This is a genomic window from Phyllobacterium lublinensis (genome assembly GCF_020164435.1).
Classification (GTDB): Bacteria; Pseudomonadota; Alphaproteobacteria; order Rhizobiales; family Rhizobiaceae; genus Phyllobacterium; species Phyllobacterium lublinensis.
The window spans coordinates 161,432-187,492 of the sequence record NZ_JAIUDQ010000001.1 but is presented as its reverse complement, the minus strand read 5'-3'; the positions used below and the strand labels follow the sequence as shown (position 1 = coordinate 187,492).

Below are 26,061 nucleotides of genomic sequence, written 5' to 3'. Positions count from 1 at the left end.
CTTGTACAGCATATCCACACGCCGAAATAAACCACTGCACGTAGCCAGGCAAGCTGCAGTTGAGATCACGACGGCTGCCTAGACGAAAGTCTCGTGACCAAACAGCCACACCAATTTCCGAACCCGTAGTTCGATTATTGATCTGTTTTGCATCCGCCAGAGAACAGGAATATCCAGTTCGCGGGGACGAGCTGAAGTGACAACTTTTTTGATCGGAGATCTGAAAGAATGAAACTCAAGAGCCTTCTCCTAGGTTCGGCTGCAGCCTTGATTGCAGCATCTGGTGCAAGGGCTGCCGATGCCGCCGTGGCGACTGATCCGGAGCCCGTAGAATATGTTCGGGTTTGCGATGCCTATGGCATGGGATTTTTCTACATCCCTGGTACGGAAACCTGCCTCAAGGTCAGCGGATACGTACGATACGATGCCCAAGGTGGCGATGACGTCTACAATGGCGGCGAGCTCGGCACCTGGGTCAAGCACACACGCGCTGAAGTCCGTTTTGATGCCCGTTCAGAAACCGAACTCGGCACATTGCGATCCTACATCCAGACCCGCTTCGATTTCGAAGATGGCATCAACGAAGGAGCAAGCATCCCGCAGGCATTCATCGAGCTGGGGGGCTTCCGTGTCGGCATCGCCGATGAAATCTTCGGAGCCTGGAACGGTTATGCCGGCGATATCATCCAGGACGACGTGATCAATTACAACAGCTGGGAAACCAATCAGATCAGCTATACTTTTTCGGGTGGCAATGGCTTCTCGGCAATCGTCGCAGCCGAACAGGGCTCGATCAACGAGGGTTATGCCGACTATGTCATTGAAGACTACATGCCGCATGTCCTAGCCGGTGTTAAATATGAACAGGGGTGGGGTACGATCTCGGCCATCGGAGGTTATGACTCCAACGTCGAAGAATTTGCCGGCAAGGCACGTCTCGACGTGAAGATCACCGACGCCGTAAGCGCCTGGGTCATGGGTGGATATCAATCCAACTATGACGATACGCGCACGGAGCGGAACTTCCTTGCGCCATGGCATGGTGACTGGGCTGCATGGGGTGGACTGGCCGCCAAGGTCACCGACAAGGCCACCATAAACGCTCAGCTGGCATATGAATCCGAGGGGACAGTCGCTGCGGCCCTGAATGTGGCCTATATGCTGGTCCCGGGCTTCACGGTGACGCCGGAACTGGACTATACCAAGCTTGATGGTGATCGCGGCGATGATGACGCCTTTGGTGGCATCATTCGCTTCCAGCGCGACTTCTAGGCATCAAATACAAACAGGATCCGGGGGAGTGCTTCCGGATCCTGCACCCCCATCGGACGTGGAAAATCGAACGATCAGGCTCGGTCCGAAACAGCTGCCAGTTCTGCCGACTTTTTCAACACGGCAATGAACGCCTCACCTGCATCGCTGATTGCGCCCGAATTATCGATCATGACGGCATCGGACGGATCACACGGATTGGGGGCGGCACGCATCAGGCGGCGCCGGATATCATCGGCACTTTCGCGCCCACGCGAAGCAAGTCGTCGGGCGAGAGCGTCGTGCGAAGCCGTAATGTGTACGACCAGAAGGTTGGCGTAGGCCTGGCGAAGCGCGGGCAGCACTCCCCGAGAAACGTTGGCAATCGCAACGGCTCCGCGTTCAATTTCGATATTGACGGACTTTGGCAACCCATAGTGCAAGCCATGGGCTTCCCAGGAGTGGCAGAATGCCCCTGCCCGCTTGGCCGCCGAAAATTCCGCCTCGCTCAGACTATCGTGGTCTTCCGCGTCCGCCGATGACGGGCGCGTCACCACGCGGCGCACGAAATGATAACCCGACTGCCCCGTGAGTGCCGTGCGCGCGTAATCGATGATCGTATCCTTGCCCGCACCACTGGGGCCGACCACTGCAACGAAAACACCTTTGCCCAACAGCGCCGGCGCAGCGTCTGATACTTTGTCAATCATGGCGGACGCCATCATACGACCCGGCGGCCTTCCCGCCAGACTGTACGCACTACCGGAATGTGCTCGTCGACCCGGACCCGCACGAGATCCGCCCGCTTGCCGATTTCGATCACACCGCGATCATCGAACCCGATCGCCTGCGCAGGATTCTTCGTCACCAGGCGCACTGCGTCGGGCAAACTAATGCTGTCGACGGCCTCACTCAGGAAGAACGTCGACTGTATCAGGCTGAAGGGGATGTAATCGGACGACAGGATATCGAGATGACCCTGCTCGGCCAACTCCCGCGCGGACACATTGCCTGAGTGCGATCCGCCACGCACGACATTCGGGGCGCCCATCAATACCGACATGCCCGCCTGCTTTGAAGCTGCCGCGGCCTCAAGGGTCGTCGGGAATTCGGCGACATGAATGCCCTGTTCAACCGCTTCATCCACATGCGCAATGGTTGCATCGTCATGGCTCGCGAGCCTGATACCTCGCTCACGGCACAAATCGGATATGGCCTTGCGCTGGACTGCCGAATTCGTCGCCGACTCGGCCATGCGCCTGTCGCAATAGAGATTGAAATCATGGTCGCTGAGCTTGAGCTTGCGCTGGTAATAATAGGCGTATGTTTCCAGGTTGACGAATTGGCGCTGTCCCGGTGCGTGATCCATGAGCGATGCCAGCCGCACGCGGTCGTCGCCATCGAAATAATGGAAACCCTCGAGGCAATCCGGAACAGATACTTCACAACGCAGGTGGAAATAATGATCCGCGCGCAGGCGCCCCTGCTTGACGCTATCCTCGACGGCATCAGCGAGCTTGCGAACTTCGGGCGCCGACACCTCCGCATCCTCGTCCAGTCCAACCCGCAGGGCGTCCAGCACAGTCGTTATGCCTGACGTCGCGATTTGCGCGTCATGGGCGAGCACCGCGGCAATCGGATTCCAGCGCACCCGCGGACGCGGCACGTAATGGCCCTCCAGATGATCCGTATGCAGCTCGATCAACCCCGGAATGAGGTAATCGCCCTCGAAATTCTCCCCGCCCGTAGCTGAACGTTCCGATATGTCGGCAATCTTTCCGTCCCGGATCAGGATCGATCCAGAGATTACCTCATCTTCGAGAACGATTTTCGCGTTGTTCAAGACCAGTTCGGCGGACATGTTATGCAGTCTTTCTTCGGTTGGTTCCTGCGAGCGGATGCAGCGAGTGGATTTCAAACGGAAATCCCGGTTCCGCTTCCGTAAACAGCGCAAGATTGTTTATTTCGACCGGCTCCTCAAGAACCGGCTCAAGGAATTCGCCAAGGATGTGTTCTATCTTCGCACGGTCACGTTCGGGAACAGGACCCGTCAACGTCATATGAAAACGGAACTCTTCAAAAACATAGGGATAACCCCACTGTTCAAGATTTCGGCGCTGCACGACAGTCATGGCTTCCGGATTGCGGCGCGCAATCTCGCGTTCACTGGGCGGGGCCCTGAAGCGATCGAAGGCGACCACGACGTCGTTCGCCAATTGATTGAGACTGTCGAGCGGCTCGGACGGAACCAGCGCGAAAAACCCGTCCAGATATTTGATTTCCAGTTTCGGGATTTCTACAGGATCAATTGAAGACGCGAAATGCATCAAGGCCGACAGGAGTTCACGCTCCTCCACGCCTTCGGCGAGGTGGAACGGCGCTTTCAGTGTCGCGTGGAAGCCATAGCGGCGCGGCGATTCGGTCAACTGTGCGAAATCATCATGCGCCAGATCACGGATCTGCGGCGCCCTTACCGGTTGACCTGTAAACGCGTTCCGGCCGAGCCAGTTCGCCGCTACCTTGAGCAGCGGATCACTAGAAGGCGGTGTGAAATAGATTGCATAGCGCATTTTGATTCCTCCAGAGCACTCTCGCGTTACCGTCCGATTATGACAAGCCTTTGAGCCGATCGTGGATCAATGCTGTTGCTTTCCCATCAAGCGCGAGCGGAGTGCGTTGGATATGGTGTCGAAAACGAAGATCACGGCCAGTATGAGCACGACCATGTAGGCAACATTGTGCCAGTTGGTATTAGTGCGCATGGCTTCCCACAGCTTCAGACCGATGCCGCCCGCCCCGACAGCGCCGATGATGGTCGCCGACCGCGTGTTTGATTCCCAGAAATAGAGCGCCTGGCTTGCAAAGACCGGCAGAACCTGCGGCACGACGCCGTAACGCTGGACGTTCATGGGCGAGGCTCCTACAGACTTGACACCCTCGCGCTGCCTGTCATCAATGTTTTCAAGGGTTTCGGAATAGACCTTTCCGAGCGTGCCCGTATCGGTGAAGAAGATCGCCGCAATACCGGCAAGCGGTCCCGGCCCGAACGCGCGGGTGAAAAACAGCGCCCAGATGAGCATGTCGACTGATCGCAGAAAATCGAAGAAACGCTTGGTGATCTGATTGGCAAAGACATTCGGCATGATGTTGCGGGCAGCGACAAAGGCCAGGGGAAACGCAACCGCTGATGCCAGCAAGGTTCCCATGAAAGCCATGACGATGGTCTGCATCAACTTCGTCCAGACATCGCCGTGCTGCCACGATGAATTGTACCAGATATTATTGAATGCCAGAGCTGCATTGGACATTTCCGGCTTGATACGCTCACCGCTGACGATCAGCGAAGCCACTTCGCTGAAGGATTTGTTCCAGAACGGCGAACTGGTATCGAAGACGAAATTCGCCCATCCGAGAAAGCGACGGCTCACCACGACGCGCTCGGGTATGATATCCGCCTGTCCGGCAAAACCGAAGTCGACCGTCACCTGGTCCTCTTTCAGCATCGCCCATTTGGGCAGCGCCCCCTGAGGCTTCACGCCGTCATCCTCGATCATGATGGTCAGGCTCTCGCCATTGCGGGTCGCAATCACACGCTCGCCATTGATATCAAGCGATTTCGCGCTTCCAAACAACACTGTCACATCATTGCCGTTACGGATTACCCAGTCCGGATTCGGATTATCTCCAAGCTCCGAAAACCTCGGATAGGATACGGTCGTCCCTGCCGGTGTCATGCGGATGGTTGTCCTGATTGCGTAGGATACCCAGTCGCGAGCATAGAGTTCAGCGCGCTGCCATTGGCCGCCCGCAAGAACGGTGCCAATGGAGAAGAACCACCAGCAATAGAGAATGTAGAGGACCACACCTCCACCGATCATCAGCGGCATGAGGCGCTTCCAGGCGGGCGGGTTGAAGACCATTGGATATCGGGATTCGAAATCCCCAATGGCCGCGGCAGAAATGGTGTTCATGATTGTTTCCCACCGAAGGCGAATGCCTGATTGCCGACCAGGCGGCGACGCAACCACGCAGAAAACTGATCAACCGCTATGACCGTAACCAGTAGCAACAGCACGATCGCAAGGGTCTTTGCCTGGTGACCACGACCGATCGACAAGCGCAACTCTTCACCGATACCGCCGCCTCCGACAGCACCGATGATCGTCGAGGCGCGAACATTGATCTCCAGGCGAAGCAAGGCGTATGACATGAAGTTTGGCATGACCTGAGGAACAATGCCGAAGCCGACCCGCTCGAACCAATTGGCCCCAACAGCCCGAAGCCCCTCATCGGCCCTCATGTCGGCATTTTCCACCACTTCGAAAAACAGTTTTCCAAGCGCGCCGATCGTATGGATGGCCACGGCGAACATTGCAGGGATCGGTCCAAGCGACAATATTGCCGCAAAGAAGCCGGCGATGACGATTTCAGGGAACGCACGCAGAATTTCCATGTAGCGGCGAACCACCCACCGGACCAGCCTGTTCTTCACCAGATTCCTGGCGGCGAGAAAGCAGAGAAGGAAACCGAAGATGAATCCAATCAACGTGGAGAGGATCGCAATGTTCAGCGTTTCCAGCATCTTGTAGAAATATTCCGGAAAGTAGAGGCCTGCGAACAGATAAACGCGGCCCTCCGGATAATCATATTTCAGACTTCCATCGAAATAGGGTGACGGCAGGTCGAACAGGGCGCGCCAGACCTCCCGGCCGTCCCGCGGAATGAGATCGCCAGCGAAATCAAAGAAATGCGGCAAGCGATCGAAGAACTTGCCTGCATTCGATTCATTGGCAAACCAGAGCGAGCCGGCCACTGCGACAAGGAGGCAGATCGAAATCAGCCAGGAATAGGCACGACGACGCCCGGCAAGTTCCTGCCAGTGCCGTTCGATCTGGATGCCATCCGGTGAAAGATTGGTGGAAATGGCGCGGCTCATCAAATTGTCCTTCCGGGCAATAAATCACGGCCAGCCCCCAGAGGCCGGCCGTGCTCAGGCTTCGGAAATTATCCGCCGATCTGTGCCTTGCGGGCATCGATGATGGGCTGATAGAATTCGGTGTTCACTTCCGTATAACCTTTGAAATCACCGCCCATCGTCGAGGCGAAGCAGGCGGGATCGGTCTTCGGCAGGTTTATCATATAGTCTTTGAACTTGGCCTTGAGATCGCTGTCGAGGGAGGTGCGGACAACAATGGGGCCGTTCGGAATGAGCGGCGACTTCCACAGTTCTACAAAGTCCTTCATGTCGATCAGGCCCTTGTCGACCATCTTGCGCAGATTGCCCGATGTATAGCCTTCATCGAATGTACCAACGCCCGAGCCGAATGTGGTGCCGGCATCGAACTTGCCGTCCTTGACGGCCAGTACGAGGTTCTCGTGACCGCCGCCGAACCCGGTTTCACTGAAATAATCCTTGACCGAAGTCTTGATGTCCTTCGGCAGCGATGTCACCGGAATGAGATAGCCCGAGGTTGAATCCGGATCGGCAAATCCGAGCTTCTTGCCCTTCATGTCGGCGAGGGTCTTGATGCCGCTGTCCTTGCGGGCGACCATGATGGAATAATAGCCGGTCGCGCCATCGGTCTGAATTGTGGTGAGGATCGGTTCTACCGCCTTGGGATTGGTGAGGTAGATCTTTGCGAAACCGGATGCGCCGAGCTCAGCATAGTCGAGCGTGCCGCCGAGAAGACCCTGGATGACGCCGTCATAGTCGGTAGCCGGGAAAAGCTTGACGTCCTTTACGCCGAGAACTTTCGGAAGCTGGTCGACCACGCACTGGTAATTGCGCAGGCGGTCGGCTTCATTTTCGCCGCCGATGATGCCAACGCGGAATGTTTCGAGATTTTCCGCGCGGGCCATCGAACCGGCCAGCATGGCGCCAATTGCGATGGCGCCGAGAAGGGCTTTCTTGAGCAACATAGTTCTCTCCTGTCAAACGTCCAGATGGGTTTGTTTTTTGTTCATGTAGGCCCGTACGTGGGCGAGCCGATCCTCGCAGCTAACGCGCGGCCAGAATGGCCTCAAGCTCGGGAATTGGCTTTGGGGCGCCACGGCCGATGCTCGTCGATGTGATGGCTTCTGAAAATGCATCCTTGATACCGTCGGCACCGTAAATCCGACGCGCGGCAAGCTCGGTCAGATCATCGGGCGTGCCGTCGAAAACGACCTTGCCACCTTGCATGCCGATAATGCGCGAGCAAAAATGTCTTGCCGTATCAAGCGTATGCAGATTGGTAATGACCGTCAGGCCTTCCCTCTCGTTGATGTCACGCAGCGATTCCATTACAACCTGTGCATTGCGCGGATCGAGCGATGCGATAGGTTCATCGGCGAGAATGATCCTTGGATTCTGCATCAGGGCACGGGCAATGGCGACACGTTGCTGCTGCCCGCCCGACAGGGTTCCGGCCCGCTGCAACGCCGTCTTGACGATGTCGAGCCGCTCGAGGGCGGCGATGGCCATCGCACGTTCCTCGCGCGAAAACATCCCAAGCAAACTCTTGAACGTGGATCGATGATTGAGCCTGCCTAGAAGGACATTGGTCAACACGTCGAGGCGCGGCACAAGATTGAACTGCTGGAAGATCATCGCGCAGTCGCGTTGCCAGTTGCGCAGTGCTGCGCCCTTCAATTGGGCCACATTCGTGCCCTCGAAAAGGATGGATCCTTCTGACGGATCGACCAGCCGGTTGATCATGCGCAAAAGTGTGGATTTGCCTGCGCCGGACCGCCCGATAACGCCGACCATCTGGCCTTGCGGGATCTCCAAACTGACGTCGTCGATGGCAGTGAACTTGCCAAACCGCCGTGTCACATTTTCAATCTTCAGCATCAGACAATCCCTGTTGGCGCCGCTCAGTCCTAGGACACCTGTGTGAAGGTGCGATGGCAGTTTCATTTCAGTTGCGTGACAAGCGTGTAACGGATGGCTCAACCCGCATGTTTCTCGAGGAAGGCCTCGATATCCAGCTTGCGGAAATCTCCGAGAGCATCGCGCAATCTTGCGTGATCCCAATCCCACCAGGCCAAGGCTTGCAGGCGCTCGGCGGTTCTCCGATCAAAGCGATCACGGATCGTGCGGGCCGGGACACCACCGACAATCGTGTAGGCAGGGACATCCTTGGACACGACCGCCCCTGCCCCGATGACTGCGCCATCACCCACATTCACGCCTGGCAGGACAGTTGCTCCGTGGCCGATCCATACGTCGTGACCAATGGTGACGAGGTTTGTGCGGCGCCATTCAAAGAAATCTTCATCGATGCCGGCACCGTCCCAATAGTCTCCGGACCGATAGGTGAAATGGTGCAGGGTCGGACGCCATGTGGGATGGTTGGGTGCATTGATGCGGACATTTGAGGCGATATTGGCGAACTTGCCGATCCGGGCGCACCAGACGGAGCCATCCTGCATGATGTAGGAGTAATCGCCGAGAGTCGCCTCGCTGATGCGGCAACGTTCGGATATTTCCGTATAGCGCCCGAGTTCGCAGTCATGCACCGAGGCGGTCTCGTGAACCAGTGGTGTCTCCGAAAGCCGGGTCATGCTGCTGCCTCCCCGGACACCGAAAACGCCGTGACGTCAATAATGCGGTCAGCAACGGCTTCCCGGACATCTTCGTCATGAAAAATGCCGAGCATGGCAACGCCGGCCGCCTTCTTCTGCCGGATCATAGAGACGACAACTTCGCGGTTTCTGGCATCGAGCGAGGCCGTTGGCTCATCAAGCAGCAAGATCGGATGATCGGTGATGAAGCCGCGGGCGATATTCACCCGCTGCTGCTCGCCCCCTGAAAAGGTTGCGGGCGGCAACGACCACAAACGTTCCGGCAGGTTCAATCCTCCCAACAGGGATGCTGCCTTGTCGCGCGCGTCGTTGCGATCCGTGCCGCGCGCAACGAGCGGTTCGGCGACCACATCAAGGGCAGACACGCGTGGCACGGTGCGGAGGAACTGGCTGACATAACCGATCATGTCACGGCGTATGCCGAGCATTGTTCGCGGATCAGCGGTGGCCACATCAACAAGGCGATCACGATAGGGAATGATGATCTGCCCTCCATCCACGGCATAGTTGCCATAGACCATCTTCAGGATCGAGCTTTTGCCGGCGCCAGACGGACCCCCAAGGACGGCGCATTCGCCCGCCTTGATCGAAAAGGACACATTGGCGACCACGGGCAAGCGAATTCCGTCGCGCAGGTGCATGGTAAAACTCTTGGCGACGTCGGATACGACGAGAGGTGTCGGCATGGTTTATAACCTTTGTTTTATCGCAATTCCGGACGGAAAACCGCTGCACTTTTCCAGGAATTGCATTTTCAGACCTGCAGGATGGAAGAGACGAGAAGCTGCGTGTACGGCGCCTGCGGATCATCAAGCACCCGATCAGTCAGACCGGTCTCGACGATGTGGCCGTCCTTCATGACCATCATCCGGTGCGAAAGCAGACGCGCCACAGCAAGGTCGTGCGTCACCACGATCGCGGCGAGACCAAGGTCGCTGACAAGGCCACGCAGGAGATCGAGCAACCGCGCCTGCACGGAAACATCGAGCCCACCGGTCGGTTCATCCATGAAGACAAGACGCGGATTGGTCACCAGATTGCGTGCAATTTGCAACCGTTGACGCATGCCACCGGAAAAAGCACGTGGTTGGTCGTCGATCCGGTCTTCGGCAATTTCGACGCGTCCCAGCCAATCGGTGGCAGTCGCCCGGATCTTGCCATAATGCCGGTCGCCGACGGCCATTAGCCGCTCGCCCACATTGGCACCCGCCGAAACCGTCATGCGAAGGCCATCGGCGGGGTTCTGGTGCACGAAGCCCCAGTCTGTACGCATCAGGAAACGCCGTTCAGCCTCACTCAGACGATAGAGATCGCGGAACTGGCCGTCGCGCATGCGGTACTCCACACAGCCCGCGGATGGCGCAAGCCGCGTCGCCAAGCAATTGAGCAGGGTTGTCTTGCCAGAGCCGGACTCCCCCACGATCGCCAGGACTTCGCCCGGCCAGAGTTCGAACGTCACATTCTGGCATCCGATCCGGCTGCCATAGAATTTCGACAGCGCACTGACTTTCAAGAGTGGTAGATCGCTCATTCTGCAGCCTCCGCCGGGTTGGCCGAAAGGTGGCCGCGATGGCCTTTTGCCTGCCGGTCTTCACAAAAATCGGTATCCGAGCAGACAAACATGCTGCCGCCCTTGTCATCGAGGATGACCTCGTCGAGATAGCTGCCCTTGGCGCCGCACAACGCGCAGGGCTGGGAAAATGTCTGTATCTCGAAGGGATGGTCCTCGAAGTCGAGGCTCACGACTTCGGTATAGGGTGGTATGGCATAGATGCGCTTTTCCCGGCCCGCCCCGAACAACTGCAGTGCCGGCGAATTATGCATTTTCGGATTGTCGAATTTCGGTGTCGGCGACGGATCCATCACGTAGCGACCTTCCACCTTCACCGGGTACGCATAGGTGGTCGCGATGTGGCCGTGACGCGCTATGTCTTCGTAGAGCTTGACATGCATCAAGCCATACTCTTCGAGCGCATGCATCTTTCGCGTTTCCGTTTCGCGAGGCTCAAGAAACCGCAATGGCTCGGGGATCGGTACCTGGTAGACAAGCGTCTGTCCCGTCTGCAAGGCAGCCTCTGGGATGCGATGACGGGTCTGGATGATTGTTGCCGCAGCGGTGCGGGTGGTCACGGCTACGTTTGCAGTCTTCTGGAAGAAGGCGCGGATGGAAACGGCATTGGTCGTATCATCAGCGCCCTGATCGATCACCTTGAGCGTATCGTCCGGCCCGATTACCGCAGCCGTCACTTGTACTCCGCCAGTTCCCCAGCCATAGGGCATCGGCATTTCGCGGGAAGCGAACGGTACCTGATATCCCGGTATGGCGATTGCCTTGAGTATCGCTCGGCGGATCATCCGCTTGGTCTGCTCGTCCAGATAAGCGAAATTGTAAGTCGCAAGCTCGGTCATTCTGCAGCCTCTTGAGTATCGCTGGTTTCGCCATCGCGGCGCTCGTGCTCGGCGCGCATGCGCCTGACCAAATCAAGTTCTGCCTGGAAGTCGACGTAATGCGGCAACTTCAGGTGTTCGACGAAACCGGTCGACTGCACATTGTCGCTGTGGGAGATGACGAATTCCTCGTCCTGGGCAGGAGCAGTGATGTCTTCGCCAAGTTCCCGCGCCCGCAACGCCCTGTCGCACAAAGCCATCGACATCGACTTTCGTTCGCTCTGACCGAAGACCAGGCCGTACCCCCGCGTGAATTGTGGCGGTTGCCTGGATGACCCCTTGAACTGGTTGACCATCTGGCACTCGGTGACGCGGATGCGACCGAGTGTCAGCGGGAAATCGAGTTCGGCAACCTCCAATTCCACTTCGACTTCCCCGATGCGGATTTCACCAGCGAACGGATGGCTGCGCGCATAGCCACGCTGTGTCGAATAGGCCAGGCCGAGCAGGAACCCCTCATCACCCCGCGACAGCGCTTGCAGCCGCAAGTCACGCTCCAGCGGAAATGACAACGGTTCCCGGGTGAGGTCTCCCGTTTCCGAACCTTCCGGCAATTCACCATCGGCCTCGATCATGCCGTCCTGCCCCAGAATGTCCGTGACACGTGGTGTCTGTTCAGGTGCCTCGACACGGCGAGCGGGCGTTTCGACCGGCGTTTCTTCAGCAAGTGCGGGATCGAGCAAGCGGTGCGTATAGTCGAATGTCGGCCCAAGCAGTTGTCCACCCGGCAGGTCTTTGAATGTGGCCGAAATTCGCCGCTCGATGGCCATGCGCCCCGTGTCGACTGGCCTGGTATAGCCGAAGCGCGGCAGCGTGGTTCGGTAGGCCCGAACCAGGAAAATGGCCTCGATCATGTCTCCACGCGCCTGCTTCACTGCAAGGGCTGCAAGTTCCGTATCATAAAGGGAGCCCTCGGCCATGACCCGGTCCACGGCCAGTGCCAACTGCTCAACGATCTGATCCAACCGGATGGCCGGTACCGAACGGTCTCCACGGCGTCGATCGGCCAGAAGCGTGTGCGCATTGCGAATAGCGGCTTCACCGCCTTTGACTGCAACATACATGGTTCAGACCTCCCCTCTGGAAACACGCGTCGTGCGCGGCAAGGCCGCGAGAGCGCCCCTTCCGGCAAAAACCAGATCGACGCCGCGCGGAAATGTGGCGCGGTTGGCAGTCCATTGGTCGATGAAGAGCTTCGGCAGATTGCTGGGCGTGAACGATGTCGCGTTCTCTATGCCAGGTCCCTCCAGCGTCAGGGCTTCCACTCCAGAAAACCCTGCGATCTGCAGAATGATTGTCGTAGAGCGATCAGGGTATTCCGACGAACCTTTTGCGAAAGCCTCGAGCGAGGGCATGACGTCGATGTCATGAACAAGGGCAAACTGCGCGCCCGATGGATCCGATGTCAACTTGAGGCCGGTTTGAAACTTGAGCCAGCCCATTGCAGCCGTGGAACCGGCAATTGCCCTGTCACACCACACTGTCGAGTCGTGATCGAACAGGGTGGCGGCGATTGCAGCCATCACCGGCGTCAACGGCGCCGGCGCATTGACGAGATCGCGGACCAGCATGATCCGTCCGGGATTCGCCATGGCGTCCATGAGAGCCCGGAATACTTCTTGCGAATTCAGAACGGCATCGCTGAACCCGCCTTCGAAAACCTGTGTCGCCGCACGCATCAATCGTCACCCCGTACCATTGTGAAGAAATCGACCTTGGTCGCAGCTGTTTCGGAGCGCTTGCTTTCGAGATCGTCGCTCAAGCGCCGCGCGATTGGCGCAAGCACCTTGTCCTCGACAGCCCGACGTTCGGTCTCTCCTTGCCAGAGGGCATCAAAAACCGCCGCCAGCCGGACCTTTTCACCCTGGCGTCCAAGCGCATAGGCATGGCCAACCGCGCCATTGCCGAGCCTGACCGTAGCGCGGGTGACTGTCGCTTCTCCAAAATTGAAGGGCTCGCCGCCGCCGCCGATCCGTCCCCGGACCATCACGAGACCTGTTTCGGGTCCGCGCAATGTCTCGACTTCAGGCTTTTCGTTCCACTGCGACCAGAATGCCTGCAATTCTTGCGAGGTCGCCTGGGCAAGCAACGCCATGGCGGCCTTGCGCCCGCCGTCGGAGCCATCATCCTTTCGGGAAGCTTCGAGAATTTCATCGCTCATTGACACCTCGCTCCAATTTGTCTATTCGTCTATACAACTAGACAATATACTGTTGTATAGGATCGGTAAATGACAGGAGCATGACAAAACGTGGTTTCAGCCAGATTCATCACTCGCAATAGCGGCGTCGCTGTCTGGCGTCAGATTGCAGATCAGATCCGCGGCGATATCTCGGCAGGCAAGATGGCAAGTGGCTCTCGCCTGCCGCCGGAGGTTGAACTGGCGACCCGCTTTGCAGTCAATCGCCATACGATCCGCAGTGCTATTGCAGCACTCACCAAGGAAGGCGTGCTGCGGACCGAACAGGGGCGCGGGACTTTCGTTGCCAACAGCAAGAAGCTTACCTATCGCATCGGCGAGCGCACGCGCTTTTCGCAGATCCTTGCAGCCCAGGTCCGCGAGACCAAAGGCATCCTGCTCGCGCATCGGCTTGAGGATCCAACGCCGGAAATCGCCGAGGCATTGGCAATGCGATCCGGCCAGGTCATCAGGATAGACACCATGCACACCGCAGACGGTAATCCGGTATCATGCGCGACGGCCTGGTTCGAAGCGGAACGCGTGCCGAATATCGTTGAAGACTATCGCGCTTCTGGCTCGATAACTGTTGCACTCAAATCCGCGGGAATAGACGACTACTTGCGCAAATCGACGGTGATAGCCGCCCGCCATGCCGACGCAGAGGATCTGCGGCATCTGCGTCTGTCGCCCGGCGCCATCGTCCTTGTCGCCACTGCAATCAATGTCGACATGGACGGGCGTCCCGTCGAATATGGCAAGACCCGTTTTGCTGCCGACCGCATGGAAATCGCCATCGACAACAACACCCTGGGCTGAGAGCTACCACATGGTCTTTGCAGCCCGCTCGGGCCATTCACGATCATAGTCTTCGCCGCCGACCCGGTCCTCACTGAGTGCAGCGAGAATTTGGCCAGGCGTCGGGAAGTCCTTCGGCGATCGATGCTTCACCGGATTCCACAATTCCGAGCGGATCAGCGCGCGGGCACACTGAAAATAGGCTTCCTCAACGTTGACCACCATGACTGCACGAGGCGCCTTGTCGTCGACCATGAAGCTGTCCAGCAATGCCTGGTCGGTATCGAGGTATGCCCTGCCGTTCACCCTGAATGTCGTGGTGAGGCCCGGAATAAAGAAAAGCATGGCCACGCGGGGGTCGCGGACAATATTGCGCAATGAATCGACACGGTTGTTGCCGCGGCGGTCCGGCATCATTAATGTCCGATCGTCATGAACCCGAACAAAGCCTGCAATATCCCCGCGCGGCGAGCAATCCAGCCCTTCCGGACCACTCGTAGCAAGGGCCACAAATGGCGATCCCTCTATCAATTGCCGGTATTCCGGTGTGATTCGGTCGGTCACCTTTGCGGTCGATGCTTCGGTAATCCCGCTGTAAATTGCTTCCAGCTGATCGATCGTCGTTATCCGCGCCATTCGGTTCTCCTGCAAAATGCCTGCGTCGACTAGCATGCCACGCCCAATCGAATATGACAGCCCGGTCCTAAGCGCACTACTTTTAAGAAATGACAGCGGCGAAACACTCGTATATCAGTCGCGTCGAATGAGACGTGGAGTGTATTCATGAGCGGGTTTGCAGCCATTGGCGAGTGCATGATTGAACTTTCGGGTGCCAACGGCGACCAGTGGCGCATGGGATTCGCGGGCGATACACTGAATACCACCTGGTATGTCCGTGCCCTCGCCGATCCTGATTACGCCGTGGATTATGTGACGGCCTTTGGCGATGACCCGTTCTCGGTCAAGCAAAAGACATTCTTGCGCGAGAACGGCATCAGCACCGCTCACAGTCCAACCATCGTGGGTGCGCGCCCGGGCCTCTACGCCATCACACTCACTGGGGTTGAGCGCTCCTTCACCTATTGGCGCAACGATTCGGCCGCACGCCACCTCGCGGACGATCCGGACGCTTTGGCCAGGAGTCTCGACGGCCGCCAGATGATTTATTTCTCCGGCATTACCATGGGAATCTTGAGCCCCAAGGGCCGTCAGAATGTACTGAATGCCGTCAGCAACGCACGCCGGCATGGATCACTCGTTGTCTTTGACGCGAATTATCGTCCCCGCCTCTGGGAGAACGCGGAAACGGCAAAACAGGTCCTGAGCAACGCTTTCCATGTCGCGGATATTGCCCTTCCAACGTTCCCTGACGAAAACGCACTGTTCGGCGACGCAACGCCGGCGAAAACGGCAGACCGGATCGCAAGTTATGGCGTGCGAGAGATCGTAGTGAAGGATGGTACGGAACCTGCCTTGGTTTCGGCTGACGGGACAAGGACGCCGGTCCCCGCCTCGCACGCCAAGGCCGTGGACACGACCGGCGCTGGCGATAGCTTCAACGGCGGCTACATCGCGGCGCGTCTTGCCAATCTGGATCCGGTGGCTGCGGCCGCCCACGCCCATAGGGTTGCGGCGCGCGTCGTGGAGTTTCATGGCGCACTTGCCCCCATGGACGAAGCGCGCAAGGTATTTAAAGCCCAGGGCTGACCCTAGGCTTTCGCCCTCTTGAAACCATACTTGGTCATCTGGCTGTAGGTTTCTTCGGGCCGCAGTATCGCCTGTGGGAAATAGGAAAAGTGCGTGGAATCGGGCCAAACCTGAGCCTCGAAGCAAAATCCCGCATAATTGCCGTAAGTATTGCCGGTCAGGCCGACAGGCGGCCGTCCGCCGAGCGTATTTCCCGCATAGAACTGCAAGCCGGGCTCGGTGGTCGATACGGTCATCTCGACGCCTGAGCGCTCGCCTTTTGCCCAAGCCACGGTTCGCAAGGGCCGGCGCTGGCTCGAAAGGCAGAAGTTGTTGTCATAGACAACCTGATCGCCATGTTCCTCAAGCCGGATCGGGCGATACTCGCGGAAATCGTGTGTCGTTCCGGCTACCGGGAGGACCCTGCCGTCGGGGATGAGATCGCTGTCAACCGGAAGATAGGCATCCGCGCCGATCTTGACCTGATGATCGAGCGCCTCGGTCGCGCCGCCATCATCGAGATTGAAGTAGCTGTGGTGGGCAAGGTTGCAAATGGTCGGCTTGTCGGTGACCGCATCCATACGGATAGCCAAGGTTCCTTTTGGTTCGAGCATGTAAGTGCAGGTAATCGTGAGATTGCCCGGAAAACCCATTTCGCCGTCGCCAAGCTGGACCGTAAGCGTGACGTAATCCGCACCGACAGCCACGACTTCCCAGTTTCGGTGGCCTGTGCCTTCACTGCCGCCATGAATATTGTGCAATCCGCGGAAATTCTTCTCCAGCTGGTAAGTTGCGCCGTCGATGGTCAACTCACCATTGCGAATGCGGTTGATCGAGCGACCGACAGTCGCTCCCAGATAGGGCGAATGGGCCGGATAATCTTCAAAATCCTGATATCCGAGGACCAGGGGAGCTTCATGACCCTTGAGGCGCAAATCCTGGATGACTGCGCCCCATGTCAGAACTTTTGCCGTCAGCCCGCCGCCTGAGATCGTAATGCGATGGACTGCTTCGCCATTCGTTGTATGGCCAAAAATCTCGGTGTTCATTTACAGCCCCAAGCCGCCCACGCAGACATATTTTGTATCGAGATAATCTTCGATGCCCTGGTGTCCGCCCTCTTTCCCCAGGCCCGACTCCTTGGTGCCGCCAAACGGGGCCTCGACAGTCGTGATCATGCCTTCGTTCACCCCGACCAAGCCATATTTCAGTCCTTCGGACACGCGGAACATACGCCCAAGATCCTGCGTGTAGAAGTAGCTCGCAAGGCCGAACTGGGTGTTGTTGGCAAGATCAATCGCCTCCTGTTCCGTCTCGAACTTGTAGACCGGAGCAACAGGGCCGAAGATTTCGTCCGTGGTAAACAGCATATCGGGCTTGGCATCGGCAATTACGGTTGGTTCGAAGAAACTGCCGCCAAGTTCATGGCGTTTGCCGCCAGTAATGACCTTGCCGCCTTTCTGTCTGGCATCGGCAATGAACTCCTCGACCTTCTCGACCGCCTTTTCATCGATAAGTGGACCCTGCTGGGTTCCTGCCTCAAGGCCGTCGCCTACCTTGAGCTTCTCGGTTGCAGCGGCAAACTTCTCGATGAACGAGTCATAAACACCCGACTGGACCAGGAAACGATTGGTGCAGACGCAGGTCTGACCGGAATTGCGGAACTTCGCAATTACTGCGCCTTCCACCGCGCGATCCACATCGGCATCGTCGAACACGATGAACGGTGCATTTCCGCCAAGTTCCATCGATACTTTCTTGACTGTATCGGCCGCCTGCTTGATCAGAATCTTGCCGATTTCCGTCGATCCCGTGAAGGTGATCTTGCGCACAAGGGGATTGCTGGTGATTTCACCACCGATCTCGGTGGCCGAACCGGTCAGGATGTTGACGACACCTTTGGGAATGCCGACCTCCTCGCAAAGCGCTCCCCAGACCAGGCCGGAGTACGGGGTCTGCGTCGCCGGCTTCACGACAACGGTACAGCCGGTCGCCAATGCCGGTCCGATCTTGCGGGCCAGCATGGACGACGGAAAATTCCATGGTGTGATGGCGGCAATGACACCAACTGGCTCTTTCGTGACCAGGATGCGTCTGTCGGCCCAAGGGGAAGGAACAACGTCGCCATATGTTCGGCGTGCTTCCTCCGCATACCAGAGAATATAGGCGGCCGACATGCCAACCTCGCCCCTGGATTCAGCCAGCGACTTTCCCTGCTCAAGCGTTAGGAGTTCTGCCAGCGCATCCTGATTGTCCAGGATGGCATCATGCAGCTTGCGCATGAGCTTGGCGCGGTCGAGCACAGATGTCTTGCGCCACGTCTTGAAGGCTTCGGACGCCGCCGCGATTGCCCGCTGCGTTTCGGCCTTTCCAGCATTGGGGACAGTCCCGATCTTCAAACCGGTCGCAGGGTTGATGACGTCGATCGTCTTGCCCGAGTCGGCAGCCACCCACTCTCCATTGATGAGGTTTGCCTGTTTCATGAACTGGCTGGATTTCTGCAACATCATACTTCTCCCTGCGTTCTAAGGGTTATTGCTGATCGTGAGTTCCGTGAAGGATAACCCTGCATTGCGCATCGCAATGCGCCTTGGTCAAGGCGATGAGCTACCCTGCGCCTTTTTGGCAAAAGCTGCAACAGGCTTCACTCAACCGAAGATATGCGTGACGACTGATATCCAGAACGCCATGGTGACCGCCGACAACGCGGTAGCCATGACCATGGAATTTGAAGCAAGCGCTTGCCCCGTTCCGAAGCGTGTTGCAATGAGATAGGAGTTCACACCGGCAGGAAGCGCCGCCGAAGCCACGGCAATCTTGGCGGTAAAAGGCGGCAGGCCGATCAACATTGCAACGGCCAATACGACTGCCGGCATGATAAACAGCTTGATAGCCGACATGACGAGCGACGCGGCGATGTGCCCAGTCACGCCGAATTTCTTCAGTCCCATGCCCATGGCAAACAATGCTACCGGACCTGCAACGCTTCCCAATGTCTGGATAAGCGAGTCGGCAATGACCGGCATCTGCAGTCCGGTGAGTCGCCATATCCAGCCGGCAAGGATGCCGAGTACAAAAGGGTTGCGCAGGAGACTTTTGAAGAAACCAAGCACAACAACGCCAAGATGCGCCTCGCCTTCGAAAACTCCATCACGTCGCATGGCAATTTCGTGCAGCGTAATGGACGCTGCCATCATGATCGGCATGTGAACCGCGACTATCAGCGACAGGATTGCAAAGCCTTCCTGGCCAAACACACCCAACATGAGCGGCATGCCGAGGAATACCAGATTGGAAAAGGCTCCCGAAACGCCGGCAACAACGCCGGCGCGATTATCACGGCCGAACATGATCTTGATTGCCAGGTCCGACGCTGCCCAGGCAACGACGACCCCGGCGAAATACGCTATCCATAAATGCCATGGTGCCGCGCCGTGAAAATCGGCTGTCACCATGGTTCTGAAGAGCAGCAACGGTGCAGCGATCATGAACACGAAATCTGAAAGGCCATCACCCACACGCTCATCCAGCAGCTTGAAATGCGCTGCAGCATAAGCGATGGCAATCACCCCGAAGACGACAATGATTGTCTGAATCAAACCCATCGTCACCCGCAATAGGCTTGCAGAGGGCATGGCGCAAGCTGTTCCAAAGTCTTCACTTTATTTTTCTATCCCCAATCACCATCTCGCTGTTAAGGGAGACTGATGTTGAAACGATTATGCACCCGGGCACTATTTGCATTGGCTCTGTCATCGAGCGCATGCCTGATCGTTTCACCAGCGTTCGCAACGGATGCCGCCTGGGCGAGATTGGCGCGAGGCGGTTACACGGTCCTCATTCAAGGCGCCGATGCGTCCGGAACCTTGAGTCCTGCGGTGGATGATTCCCTCGATTGCTCCGCCACGCAGACACTTTCGGATCGGGGCCGTCAGCTTGCCCAGAAGCTTGGAGCGCGCATTGCAGCCCGCGGCGTGCGAATCGACAAGGTTTTGACCAGTTCCACCTGTAACGCCCGCGAAACCGCCCGGCTTTCTTTCGGATCGGTTCCGACAGAGATCTTCCCGCCGCTGGATCCGGTGCCGGATGACGACAGTGCAAAGCAATCGCAATTAGAGAAAATCCGGGCTGTGATCACCGCGTTCAAAAGTTCCGGCAATCTGGTAATGCTTAGCGACCGTGCCAATATAACGGCTCTGACGGGCATTGCGCCGCGCCCGACCGAGGCGGTCGTGGTCAGCCCGGGCGAGGACGGCGAAACGATTCACGTTGCCGGCAGAATCATATTCGACTAAGCAGCATGCACGCTTTGGTCTTTCCCTGAGCCGTGAAAAACGCTAGATACCGGCTCATCAGACATCAGTGCCTCATCCAAGGCACCGGAAGCAAAGGAAAATCAATTGTCCGAAACATTCGACAAAGTCGCCGATATCATTGCCGAAACCAGTGAGATCGACCGCGACTCCATTACGCCGGAAAGCCATACGATTGACGATCTGGGCATCGATAGCCTAGATTTCCTCGACATCGTTTTTGCGATCGACAAGGCCTTCGGCATCAAGATTCCGCTCGAGCAGTGGACGCAGGAAGTCAATGACGGCAAGGTTCCGACCGAAGAATACTTCGTGTTGAAGAACCTCTGCGCCAAGATCGACGAACTCGTCGCTGCCAAGGCTGCCTGATTACGGGCAGTTCCTGGCAGGGGCCCAATCTCTCCACCAAACTGGATGCACCGCACTGACGGTGTTGCGAGACAATGCAGAACAACACCGTCGTTATCACTGGTATCGGACTGATTTCATCGCTGGGCGAAGGCGTGGAAGCGCACTGGCAGGCTTTCAGTGACAAGGTCGAGCCTCGTGTCGACAGCGAGACGTTCAAGCCTTACACGATCCATCCATTGGTTGAAGTTGACTGGAACAACCAGATTCCCAAACGCGGCGACCAGCGCCAGATGGAAACCTGGCAGCGTATTGGCACCTATACGGCAGGTCTTGCGCTTCAGGATGCCGGCATCAAGGATGACGAGGCGCTTTGCGCTACGATGGACATGGTGGTGGCAGCAGGTGGCGGCGAACGCGATGTCACCGTAGACAAGCAGATCCTGACTGAAGGCCGCGTACGCAACGATCTCGGTACGATGCTCAATGAGAAGCTGACGACGGAACTGCGGCCAACGCTCTTCCTCGCACAGCTCTCCAATCTGCTGGCAGGCAACATCTCCATCGTCCACAAGGTCACAGGCTCCTCCCGCACATTCATGGGAGAAGAAGGTTCCGGCGTGTCAGCCATTGATACCGCGGTCGCACGGATTCGTTCGGGACAGAGCACGCACGCGCTGGTCGGCGGAGCCTACAATACCGAGCACCCCGACATGCTGCTGGGCTATGAGCTCAATGGCTTGCTGAAAACCGACGGCTGGGCACCTCTATGGCAGCGCGAGAACGGTGCAGGCGGTGGCGTCGTTACCGGTTCAGGCGGCGCTTTCCTTGTACTTGAAAGTCTGGACCACGCAAAGAAGCGCGGCGCGCGGGCTTACGCGGCCATCGATGCCGTTTACAGCAGTCAGATCCGCCGCTCCCGTGAGGATCTGACTGAGGCCGTTGCCGGGCTGCTGAAAGCCGCAGGCGCTGCCCAAGCGGCGGACCTGATCATTTCCGGAGCGTGCGGAGCCAAGGGCATCACCGCAGCCGAGAAAGCCGCGCTCGATAGATTTCCCGATGTCGCCGTACGCGGGATCGCCGGCAAACTTGGCCATCTCCGGGAGGGTCAATTTTCGCTCGTTGTTGCGCTGGCTGCATTGAATGTTTTCAAGGGTACGGCTTTCCCGCCGATTGATGCCGACAATGAAAGCGTTGGACCGTCACAGGTCAGAACCGCGCTTGCGACCACCATCGGCGGAAGCCGGGGTGAAGGCGTTGCCCGTCTCGTAAGCGTATAAAGGATATCGACATGTCCCAATATACCGATCATCTCGGCCGTCCGCTTGTCGCCATCACCGGCATGGGCGTCGTTTCCTCCCTCGGGCAGGGTAAGGAGGACAACTGGGCAGCCTTGACGTCCGGAACCTCAGGCATTCACACGATCACCCGATTTGCGCTGGACAATCTGCGCACGCAGATTGCTGGAACCGTCGATTTTCTTGAGGAAAGCAACCAGGGTGCCTCGGCATTGTCAGAGAAACTGGCTTCGCTGGCAGCCGAAGAAGCCGTTGCTCAAGCGGGTCTGCCCATTGGTGATTTTGGCGGACCACTCTTCCTTGCGGCGCCGCCGGTCGAACTCGAGTGGCGTAACCGGTTTGCACTTGATGCACTTGTGAAGTCGGAAGGCGAACCCGGCTATGATCTCCTGCTTGCCGCCTGCCGGCGCGGACCGCAGGTCGACATGTTCAACACCATTGAGTTCGGCTACATCGCAGAATGCCTGGCCGACAAGTTTGGAACGCGCGGATTGCCCGTTACGCTCTCTACCGCCTGTGCCTCCGGTGCAACGGCCATCCAGCTTGGCGTGGAGGCAATCCGGCGCGGCGAAAGCGATCGTGTGCTCTCGATCGGCACTGACGGCTCCGTATCGGCTGAATCGCTGATCCGGTTCTCTCTGCTTTCGGCGCTATCGACGCAGAATGAGCCTGCCCACAAGGCCGCCAAGCCGTTTTCCAAGGATCGTGACGGATTTGTCATGGCCGAAGGTTCCGGCGCGATGGTGCTGGAATCGCTCGAATCCGCGGTAGCGCGCGGTGCGAATGTTCTTGGCATCATGCGTGGCTGCGGTGAGAAGGCCGACGATTTCCATCGCACCCGGTCGAAGCCCGATGGGTCGCCCGCAATCGGCGCCGTCCGCGCCGCGCTCGATGACGCCGGAATAAAGGAAGACGCCATTGAATACATCAATGCGCACGGCACCTCGACACCAGAGAATGACAAGATGGAGTATCTGGCGTTGTCGACAGTTTTCGGCGAACGAATTTCATCGATGCCGGTCTCGTCCAACAAGTCGATGATCGGCCACACGCTGACCGCGGCCGGCGCGATCGAAGCCGTATTTTCCGTATTGACCATCCAGACAGGGACGATCCCGCCGACGATCAATTACGACAATCCGGATCCAGCGATCATCATGGACGTTGTGCCCAACGTGAAACGCGAAGCGCGTGTCTCATCGGTACTTTCCAGTTCATTTGGCTTCGGCGGACAAAATACGTGTCTTGTCATGACGGCAGAACCGAACTAATCCGTGACCTGAACAGGAAACGGACAGAACATGCGCGCATTACAGCTGATTGAAGACCGCAAACTCGAGATCGTCGATATTGCGCCCCCGCCCCCGCCCGGTCCGGGTGAAGTCACGGTCAACATCAGGGCTGTTGCGCTCAATCATATCGATGTCTGGGGCTGGCGCGGCATGGCATTTGCCAAGCGCAAGATGCCGCTCACAATCGGCGCTGAAGCATCAGGCGTCGTCGATGCGATTGGTCCGGGCGTGAGCCTCCTGCCAGGTCAGCTGGTCTCCATCTATGGTGCCCAAACCTGCGGTCTGTGCCGCCCATGCCGCGAAGGCCGCGACAATCTTTGTGAACACGTGTCCGGTGTACACGGTTTTCATCTTGACGGATTTGCACAGGAGAAAGTGAACCTCCGCGCCCGTTTGCTGGTTCCAGCCCCTCCCGGCGTCGATGAAATCGGCGCGGCGGTAGCGCCCGTCACTTTCGGCACCGTTGAGCACATGCTTTTCGACAATGCCAAGCTGGAGCCGGGCGAAACCATCCTCGTTCATGCCGGCGGGTCGGGAATCGGCTCGGCAGCTATCCAGCTTGCCAAGAAAATCGGCTGCACGGTCATCACCACGGTCGGCTCCGACAACAAGATCGAAAAAGCCAAGGCGCTTGGCGCCGACCATGTCATCAACTATCGCGAAGACCGTTTCGAAGGTGTCGTGCGCAAGCTCACCAAGAAAAAGGGCGTTGATGTTGTCTTCGAACATGTCGGCGCAGACACATGGGCCGGTTCCATGCTTTCATTGCGGCGCGGCGGACGCCTTGTCACCTGCGGCTCAACGTCGGGCGTTTCCACCAGCATGAACCTCATGATGCTGTTCCAGCAGCAGCTGAAACTGCTTGGCTCGTTTGGCTGCCGTATGGAAAACATGGCCGATGCCATGCAGAAGATGGCACGCGGACTGGTGCATCCCGTTATCGATACTGAAGTTGGCTTCGATGATATTGATACGGCGCTCAAGCGGATGGAAGGCCGGGACGTCTTCGGCAAGATTATCCTGCGCATCAACTGATCTCACATGAAACTCAATACCAAGCTTGCCCTCTTCCGCTGGACCCAGCGGCTGAAGAAATTCAACTACTGGCTGTCGGCGAATGTGATTTTCGGCGTCTTGTGGCTTTTGCGACGCCTGCCGGCCAAGGCCGCCATGGACTTCACAGACTCTGCAGCCCGCAAGATCGGCCCGCTCATGGGGCGTCACCGCGTGGCAATGAACAACCTGCGCAAGGCCTATCCGGATAAATCCGAGGAAGAGTTACAGGACATTGCGCGCGACATGTGGGGCAACATGGCCCGGCTGACCGCCGAATATGTCTTTCTTGACGCCATCTTCGACTACGACCCACACAGCGACAAGACGGGTCTTATCGAGGTGCAGGGACGCGGGATATTCGAACGCCTGCTCGAAGAGAAGGATCGCCCGCACATTTTCTTCACCGGCCATACTGGCAACTTCGAGCTCCTGCCCATTTGTGCAGCCACATTCGACCTGAATGTCACTGCTCTCTTTCGCCCGCCAAACAATCCGTTTGTGGCAAGAAGAATATTGGGCGCGCGTCGCACCAACATGGGCCACCTCGTGCCCTCGAAGGCCGGCGCGGCCTGGTCCCTTGCCACCGTGCTCAATGACAATGGCAATGTCGGCATGCTGGTTGACCAGAAATTCCGGCGCGGCATTCCATCGACATTCTTCAACCGCCCCTGCAAGACCAACCCGCTGCTTGCCAAGCTCGCCCGTCAATATGACTGCGATGTATATCCGGCTCGCTGTGTACGCCTGCCCGGCGGACGGTTCCGGCTGGAGCTGGAGGAAAAGATGGAGCTGCCCCGTGACGAAAAGGGCGCCGTCGATGTTGCCCGAACCGTACAGGCACTGAACGACAAGGTCGAAGCCTGGGTGCGCGAATATCCTGGTCAGTGGATGTGGTTCCACAAACGCTGGAACTGATCTCAGTAATAATTCATCACGGCATGCCTGGCTTCCGCAAAGAACAGCCACCGTTCGACAAGAATGCCAAGCAGGTGCGCCAGGATTCCGGCGCAAAGGATGAGTTGCGCCGACAACCCGCTTCCGATCGCCACACTCAGCAGCAGCGCCAAAATGGGCAAGATCGCACCACAGACGAAGGCGACCACCCAGAGCTTGGCAGCATGTTTGCGTGCAACGCGAAAGCCCATTTCTCGGGTCAGATAGTTGTCGAGCGCATGCGGGCGTTCGAACAGCCGAACTTTGCCAATAAATCCGAGCCCGGTCGCGCTTTCAGGCGTTGAACGGGGTTGGCGTGTTGCGGCATGCTTGCGCCACACCATTTTTGCAACAAGGGCCAGAAGGACGAACAGCAGCGCAAGCAACTCGACGACCAGCGCGTTGCCACCGGCTATGGCGCTGGCAAGCAAAAATCCACCCGCCAGCGAAAACAGCAGGAAGCATAATGGTGTCAGTTTCGTGTGCCAGCAGTCCACGGTCTTCAGCGACGCATAGATCATCGACGTGCAATAGACGGTAACGAGCGATCCGAAAGCAGTGATGAGACCGAGGACTGTATCGTGTCTGTTGGCGAAAATTGCGAGCGTCGTGCTCAATGTCAGCGGCACGAACGTGGCAATTGCCATCACCCCTTCACGTGACAGCCAGCTGGAGCGCCATTGGCTCAATGCGCGCCATGCACGCTGGGGATTACCGAGGTGCAGGAGCGACGACAGCAAGCCAACACCGATCAGCGTCAGCGACAGGACATAGGCAATCTTGGATGACAGCAATGATGGACCAAGAAAACCAAGGCCGAGCACGACCGCGAGCCCGTAGCCAAGACCTGACAAAGTGGTGAAGACAATGATCGACGCGGCTGGATGCATGAA

The 26,061-nt window shown here is 57.8% G+C and carries 28 protein-coding genes; 9 read left to right on the top strand and 19 right to left on the bottom strand.

All coding sequences use genetic code 11. From position 1 onward, the window contains the following. Positions 1 to 228: 228 nt before the first annotated feature. Positions 229 to 1,272 (top strand): porin, encoded by a 1,044-nt coding sequence (locus K9U38_RS00890; RefSeq protein WP_224492452.1) that lies wholly within the window; start codon positions 229 to 231, stop codon positions 1,270 to 1,272. A gap of 74 nt (positions 1,273 to 1,346) precedes the next feature. Here the strand turns inward: K9U38_RS00890 and phnN are convergent, their stop codons facing one another. The 14 genes from phnN to phnG all read right to left on the bottom strand — a co-directional run bounded on the left by phnN (position 1,347) and on the right by phnG (position 13,414). Then, positions 1,347 to 1,961 (bottom strand): phosphonate metabolism protein/1,5-bisphosphokinase (PRPP-forming) PhnN, encoded by a 615-nt coding sequence (gene phnN / locus K9U38_RS00885; protein ID WP_224492451.1) that lies wholly within the window; start codon positions 1,959 to 1,961, stop codon positions 1,347 to 1,349. An 11-nt stretch (positions 1,962 to 1,972) separates the two neighbouring features. After that, positions 1,973 to 3,112, bottom strand: a complete 1,140-nt coding sequence (locus K9U38_RS00880) for an alpha-D-ribose 1-methylphosphonate 5-triphosphate diphosphatase (protein ID WP_224492450.1) — start codon at positions 3,110 to 3,112, stop codon at positions 1,973 to 1,975. Position 3,113: 1 nt separating this feature from the next. Beyond that, complete coding sequence (locus K9U38_RS00875) at positions 3,114 to 3,821, bottom strand: DUF1045 domain-containing protein (protein ID WP_224492449.1); 708 nt, start codon at positions 3,819 to 3,821, stop codon at positions 3,114 to 3,116. 66 nt (positions 3,822 to 3,887) lie between these two features. Beyond that, complete coding sequence (phnE, locus tag K9U38_RS00870; protein ID WP_224492448.1) at positions 3,888 to 5,222, bottom strand: phosphonate ABC transporter, permease protein PhnE; 1,335 nt, start codon at positions 5,220 to 5,222, stop codon at positions 3,888 to 3,890. Continuing rightward, positions 5,219 to 6,187, bottom strand: coding sequence for a phosphonate ABC transporter, permease protein PhnE (gene phnE, locus K9U38_RS00865; protein WP_224492447.1), 969 nt, complete (start codon positions 6,185 to 6,187; stop codon positions 5,219 to 5,221). The genes phnE (K9U38_RS00870) and phnE (K9U38_RS00865) overlap by 4 nt, the downstream gene beginning before the upstream one ends. Positions 6,188 to 6,255: 68 nt before the next feature. Further along, entirely contained in the window at positions 6,256 to 7,167 is a 912-nt protein-coding gene (phnD, locus tag K9U38_RS00860; protein ID WP_224492846.1) for a phosphonate ABC transporter substrate-binding protein, read from the bottom strand. A gap of 82 nt (positions 7,168 to 7,249) precedes the next feature. Next, positions 7,250 to 8,083, bottom strand: a complete 834-nt coding sequence (phnC, locus tag K9U38_RS00855; RefSeq protein WP_224492446.1) for a phosphonate ABC transporter ATP-binding protein — start codon at positions 8,081 to 8,083, stop codon at positions 7,250 to 7,252. Between the two features lie 98 nt (positions 8,084 to 8,181). Further along, on the bottom strand, positions 8,182 to 8,796 hold the full coding sequence (locus tag K9U38_RS00850) for a DapH/DapD/GlmU-related protein (protein ID WP_224492445.1): 615 nt from the start codon (positions 8,794 to 8,796) through the stop codon (positions 8,182 to 8,184). After that, the gene (phnL, locus tag K9U38_RS00845; protein ID WP_224492444.1) at positions 8,793 to 9,503 is read right to left on the bottom strand and encodes a phosphonate C-P lyase system protein PhnL; all 711 of its coding nucleotides are present in this window, start codon (positions 9,501 to 9,503) and stop codon (positions 8,793 to 8,795) included. The genes K9U38_RS00850 and phnL overlap by 4 nt, the downstream gene beginning before the upstream one ends. Positions 9,504 to 9,571: 68 nt before the next feature. Continuing rightward, a complete protein-coding gene (phnK, locus tag K9U38_RS00840) occupies positions 9,572 to 10,348 on the bottom strand; it encodes a phosphonate C-P lyase system protein PhnK (protein ID WP_224492443.1) in 777 nt (258 codons plus the stop codon). Then, positions 10,345 to 11,226, bottom strand: a complete 882-nt coding sequence (locus K9U38_RS00835) for an alpha-D-ribose 1-methylphosphonate 5-phosphate C-P-lyase PhnJ (RefSeq protein WP_224492442.1) — start codon at positions 11,224 to 11,226, stop codon at positions 10,345 to 10,347. The genes phnK and K9U38_RS00835 overlap by 4 nt, the downstream gene beginning before the upstream one ends. Then, positions 11,223 to 12,329 (bottom strand): carbon-phosphorus lyase complex subunit, encoded by a 1,107-nt coding sequence (locus K9U38_RS00830; protein ID WP_224492441.1) that lies wholly within the window; start codon positions 12,327 to 12,329, stop codon positions 11,223 to 11,225. Before K9U38_RS00830 ends, K9U38_RS00835 begins: the two co-directional genes overlap by 4 nt. 3 nt (positions 12,330 to 12,332) lie before the next feature. Further along, on the bottom strand, positions 12,333 to 12,944 hold the full coding sequence (gene phnH / locus K9U38_RS00825) for a phosphonate C-P lyase system protein PhnH (RefSeq protein ID WP_224492440.1): 612 nt from the start codon (positions 12,942 to 12,944) through the stop codon (positions 12,333 to 12,335). Beyond that, the gene (phnG, locus tag K9U38_RS00820) at positions 12,944 to 13,414 is read right to left on the bottom strand and encodes a phosphonate C-P lyase system protein PhnG (RefSeq protein WP_370631810.1); all 471 of its coding nucleotides are present in this window, start codon (positions 13,412 to 13,414) and stop codon (positions 12,944 to 12,946) included. The genes phnH and phnG overlap by 1 nt, the downstream gene beginning before the upstream one ends. Positions 13,415 to 13,516: 102 nt before the next feature. Here phnG and phnF point away from each other — a divergent pair, with 102 nt between their 5' ends. Continuing rightward, positions 13,517 to 14,263, top strand: a complete 747-nt coding sequence (gene phnF, locus K9U38_RS00815; protein WP_224492438.1) for a phosphonate metabolism transcriptional regulator PhnF — start codon at positions 13,517 to 13,519, stop codon at positions 14,261 to 14,263. 3 nt (positions 14,264 to 14,266) lie between these two features. Here the strand turns inward: phnF and K9U38_RS00810 are convergent, their stop codons facing one another. Beyond that, positions 14,267 to 14,878, bottom strand: a complete 612-nt coding sequence (locus K9U38_RS00810; protein WP_224492437.1) for a pyridoxamine 5'-phosphate oxidase family protein — start codon at positions 14,876 to 14,878, stop codon at positions 14,267 to 14,269. A 147-nt stretch (positions 14,879 to 15,025) separates the two neighbouring features. Here K9U38_RS00810 and K9U38_RS00805 point away from each other — a divergent pair, with 147 nt between their 5' ends. Then, positions 15,026 to 15,949: a sugar kinase gene (locus K9U38_RS00805; protein ID WP_224492436.1), complete on the top strand. Its 924-nt coding sequence runs from the start codon at positions 15,026 to 15,028 to the stop codon at positions 15,947 to 15,949. Positions 15,950 to 15,951: 2 nt separating this feature from the next. Here the strand turns inward: K9U38_RS00805 and K9U38_RS00800 are convergent, their stop codons facing one another. The 3 genes from K9U38_RS00800 to K9U38_RS00790 all read right to left on the bottom strand — a co-directional run bounded on the left by K9U38_RS00800 (position 15,952) and on the right by K9U38_RS00790 (position 19,533). Further along, complete coding sequence (locus tag K9U38_RS00800) at positions 15,952 to 16,977, bottom strand: aldose epimerase family protein (RefSeq protein ID WP_224492435.1); 1,026 nt, start codon at positions 16,975 to 16,977, stop codon at positions 15,952 to 15,954. Then, a complete protein-coding gene (locus K9U38_RS00795; protein ID WP_224492434.1) occupies positions 16,978 to 18,435 on the bottom strand; it encodes an NAD-dependent succinate-semialdehyde dehydrogenase in 1,458 nt (485 codons plus the stop codon). Positions 18,436 to 18,576: 141 nt separating this feature from the next. Next, the gene (locus K9U38_RS00790; protein WP_224492433.1) at positions 18,577 to 19,533 is read right to left on the bottom strand and encodes an AEC family transporter; all 957 of its coding nucleotides are present in this window, start codon (positions 19,531 to 19,533) and stop codon (positions 18,577 to 18,579) included. A 105-nt stretch (positions 19,534 to 19,638) separates the two neighbouring features. On the opposite strand from K9U38_RS00790, the gene K9U38_RS00785 reads away from it, so the two are divergent. From K9U38_RS00785 to K9U38_RS00760, 6 genes are all read left to right on the top strand, one after another. Beyond that, the gene (locus tag K9U38_RS00785) at positions 19,639 to 20,223 is read left to right on the top strand and encodes a histidine phosphatase family protein (protein WP_224492432.1); all 585 of its coding nucleotides are present in this window, start codon (positions 19,639 to 19,641) and stop codon (positions 20,221 to 20,223) included. A 105-nt stretch (positions 20,224 to 20,328) separates the two neighbouring features. Further along, a complete protein-coding gene (locus tag K9U38_RS00780; protein WP_224492431.1) occupies positions 20,329 to 20,610 on the top strand; it encodes an acyl carrier protein in 282 nt (93 codons plus the stop codon). A gap of 74 nt (positions 20,611 to 20,684) precedes the next feature. After that, entirely contained in the window at positions 20,685 to 21,869 is a 1,185-nt protein-coding gene (locus tag K9U38_RS00775; RefSeq protein WP_224492430.1) for a beta-ketoacyl-ACP synthase, read from the top strand. A gap of 11 nt (positions 21,870 to 21,880) precedes the next feature. Beyond that, entirely contained in the window at positions 21,881 to 23,158 is a 1,278-nt protein-coding gene (locus K9U38_RS00770) for a beta-ketoacyl-ACP synthase (RefSeq protein WP_224492429.1), read from the top strand. Positions 23,159 to 23,188: 30 nt separating this feature from the next. Beyond that, complete coding sequence (locus K9U38_RS00765) at positions 23,189 to 24,214, top strand: zinc-binding dehydrogenase (RefSeq protein ID WP_224492428.1); 1,026 nt, start codon at positions 23,189 to 23,191, stop codon at positions 24,212 to 24,214. 6 nt (positions 24,215 to 24,220) lie between these two features. After that, positions 24,221 to 25,150, top strand: coding sequence for a lipid A biosynthesis lauroyl acyltransferase (locus K9U38_RS00760; RefSeq protein ID WP_224492427.1), 930 nt, complete (start codon positions 24,221 to 24,223; stop codon positions 25,148 to 25,150). A 2-nt stretch (positions 25,151 to 25,152) separates the two neighbouring features. Here K9U38_RS00760 and K9U38_RS00755 read toward each other — a convergent pair whose 3' ends face one another. Next, positions 25,153 to 26,058 carry a dimethyl sulfoxide reductase anchor subunit family protein gene (locus K9U38_RS00755; RefSeq protein WP_224492426.1) on the bottom strand — a complete coding sequence of 302 codons (906 nt, stop codon included), beginning with the start codon at positions 26,056 to 26,058 and terminating at the stop codon, positions 25,153 to 25,155. Positions 26,059 to 26,061 lie beyond the last annotated feature (3 nt).

Excerpts from the sequence above, each read along its gene's own strand:
- K9U38_RS00890 (WP_224492452.1), top strand. The coding sequence starts at position 229 with ATGAAACTCAAGAGCCTTCTCCTAGGTTCGGCTGCAGCCTTGATTGCA.
- phnN (WP_224492451.1), bottom strand. The coding sequence starts at position 1,961 with ATGATTGACAAAGTATCAGACGCTGCGCCGGCGCTGTTGGGCAAAGGT.
- K9U38_RS00880 (WP_224492450.1), bottom strand. The coding sequence starts at position 3,112 with ATGTCCGCCGAACTGGTCTTGAACAACGCGAAAATCGTTCTCGAAGAT.
- K9U38_RS00875 (WP_224492449.1), bottom strand. The coding sequence starts at position 3,821 with ATGCGCTATGCAATCTATTTCACACCGCCTTCTAGTGATCCGCTGCTC.
- phnE (WP_224492448.1), bottom strand. The coding sequence starts at position 5,222 with ATGAACACCATTTCTGCCGCGGCCATTGGGGATTTCGAATCCCGATAT.
- phnE (WP_224492447.1), bottom strand. The coding sequence starts at position 6,187 with ATGAGCCGCGCCATTTCCACCAATCTTTCACCGGATGGCATCCAGATC.
- phnC (WP_224492446.1), bottom strand. The coding sequence starts at position 8,083 with ATGCTGAAGATTGAAAATGTGACACGGCGGTTTGGCAAGTTCACTGCC.
- K9U38_RS00850 (WP_224492445.1), bottom strand. The coding sequence starts at position 8,796 with ATGACCCGGCTTTCGGAGACACCACTGGTTCACGAGACCGCCTCGGTG.
- phnL (WP_224492444.1), bottom strand. The coding sequence starts at position 9,503 with ATGCCGACACCTCTCGTCGTATCCGACGTCGCCAAGAGTTTTACCATG.
- phnK (WP_224492443.1), bottom strand. The coding sequence starts at position 10,348 with ATGAGCGATCTACCACTCTTGAAAGTCAGTGCGCTGTCGAAATTCTAT.
- K9U38_RS00835 (WP_224492442.1), bottom strand. The coding sequence starts at position 11,226 with ATGACCGAGCTTGCGACTTACAATTTCGCTTATCTGGACGAGCAGACC.
- K9U38_RS00830 (WP_224492441.1), bottom strand. The coding sequence starts at position 12,329 with ATGTATGTTGCAGTCAAAGGCGGTGAAGCCGCTATTCGCAATGCGCAC.
- phnH (WP_224492440.1), bottom strand. The coding sequence starts at position 12,944 with ATGCGTGCGGCGACACAGGTTTTCGAAGGCGGGTTCAGCGATGCCGTT.
- K9U38_RS00810 (WP_224492437.1), bottom strand. The coding sequence starts at position 14,878 with ATGGCGCGGATAACGACGATCGATCAGCTGGAAGCAATTTACAGCGGG.
- K9U38_RS00805 (WP_224492436.1), top strand. The coding sequence starts at position 15,026 with ATGAGCGGGTTTGCAGCCATTGGCGAGTGCATGATTGAACTTTCGGGT.
- K9U38_RS00800 (WP_224492435.1), bottom strand. The coding sequence starts at position 16,977 with ATGAACACCGAGATTTTTGGCCATACAACGAATGGCGAAGCAGTCCAT.
- K9U38_RS00795 (WP_224492434.1), bottom strand. The coding sequence starts at position 18,435 with ATGTTGCAGAAATCCAGCCAGTTCATGAAACAGGCAAACCTCATCAAT.
- K9U38_RS00790 (WP_224492433.1), bottom strand. The coding sequence starts at position 19,533 with ATGGGTTTGATTCAGACAATCATTGTCGTCTTCGGGGTGATTGCCATC.
- K9U38_RS00775 (WP_224492430.1), top strand. The coding sequence starts at position 20,685 with ATGCAGAACAACACCGTCGTTATCACTGGTATCGGACTGATTTCATCG.
- K9U38_RS00770 (WP_224492429.1), top strand. The coding sequence starts at position 21,881 with ATGTCCCAATATACCGATCATCTCGGCCGTCCGCTTGTCGCCATCACC.
- K9U38_RS00765 (WP_224492428.1), top strand. The coding sequence starts at position 23,189 with ATGCGCGCATTACAGCTGATTGAAGACCGCAAACTCGAGATCGTCGAT.
- K9U38_RS00760 (WP_224492427.1), top strand. The coding sequence starts at position 24,221 with ATGAAACTCAATACCAAGCTTGCCCTCTTCCGCTGGACCCAGCGGCTG.
- K9U38_RS00755 (WP_224492426.1), bottom strand. The coding sequence starts at position 26,058 with ATGCATCCAGCCGCGTCGATCATTGTCTTCACCACTTTGTCAGGTCTT.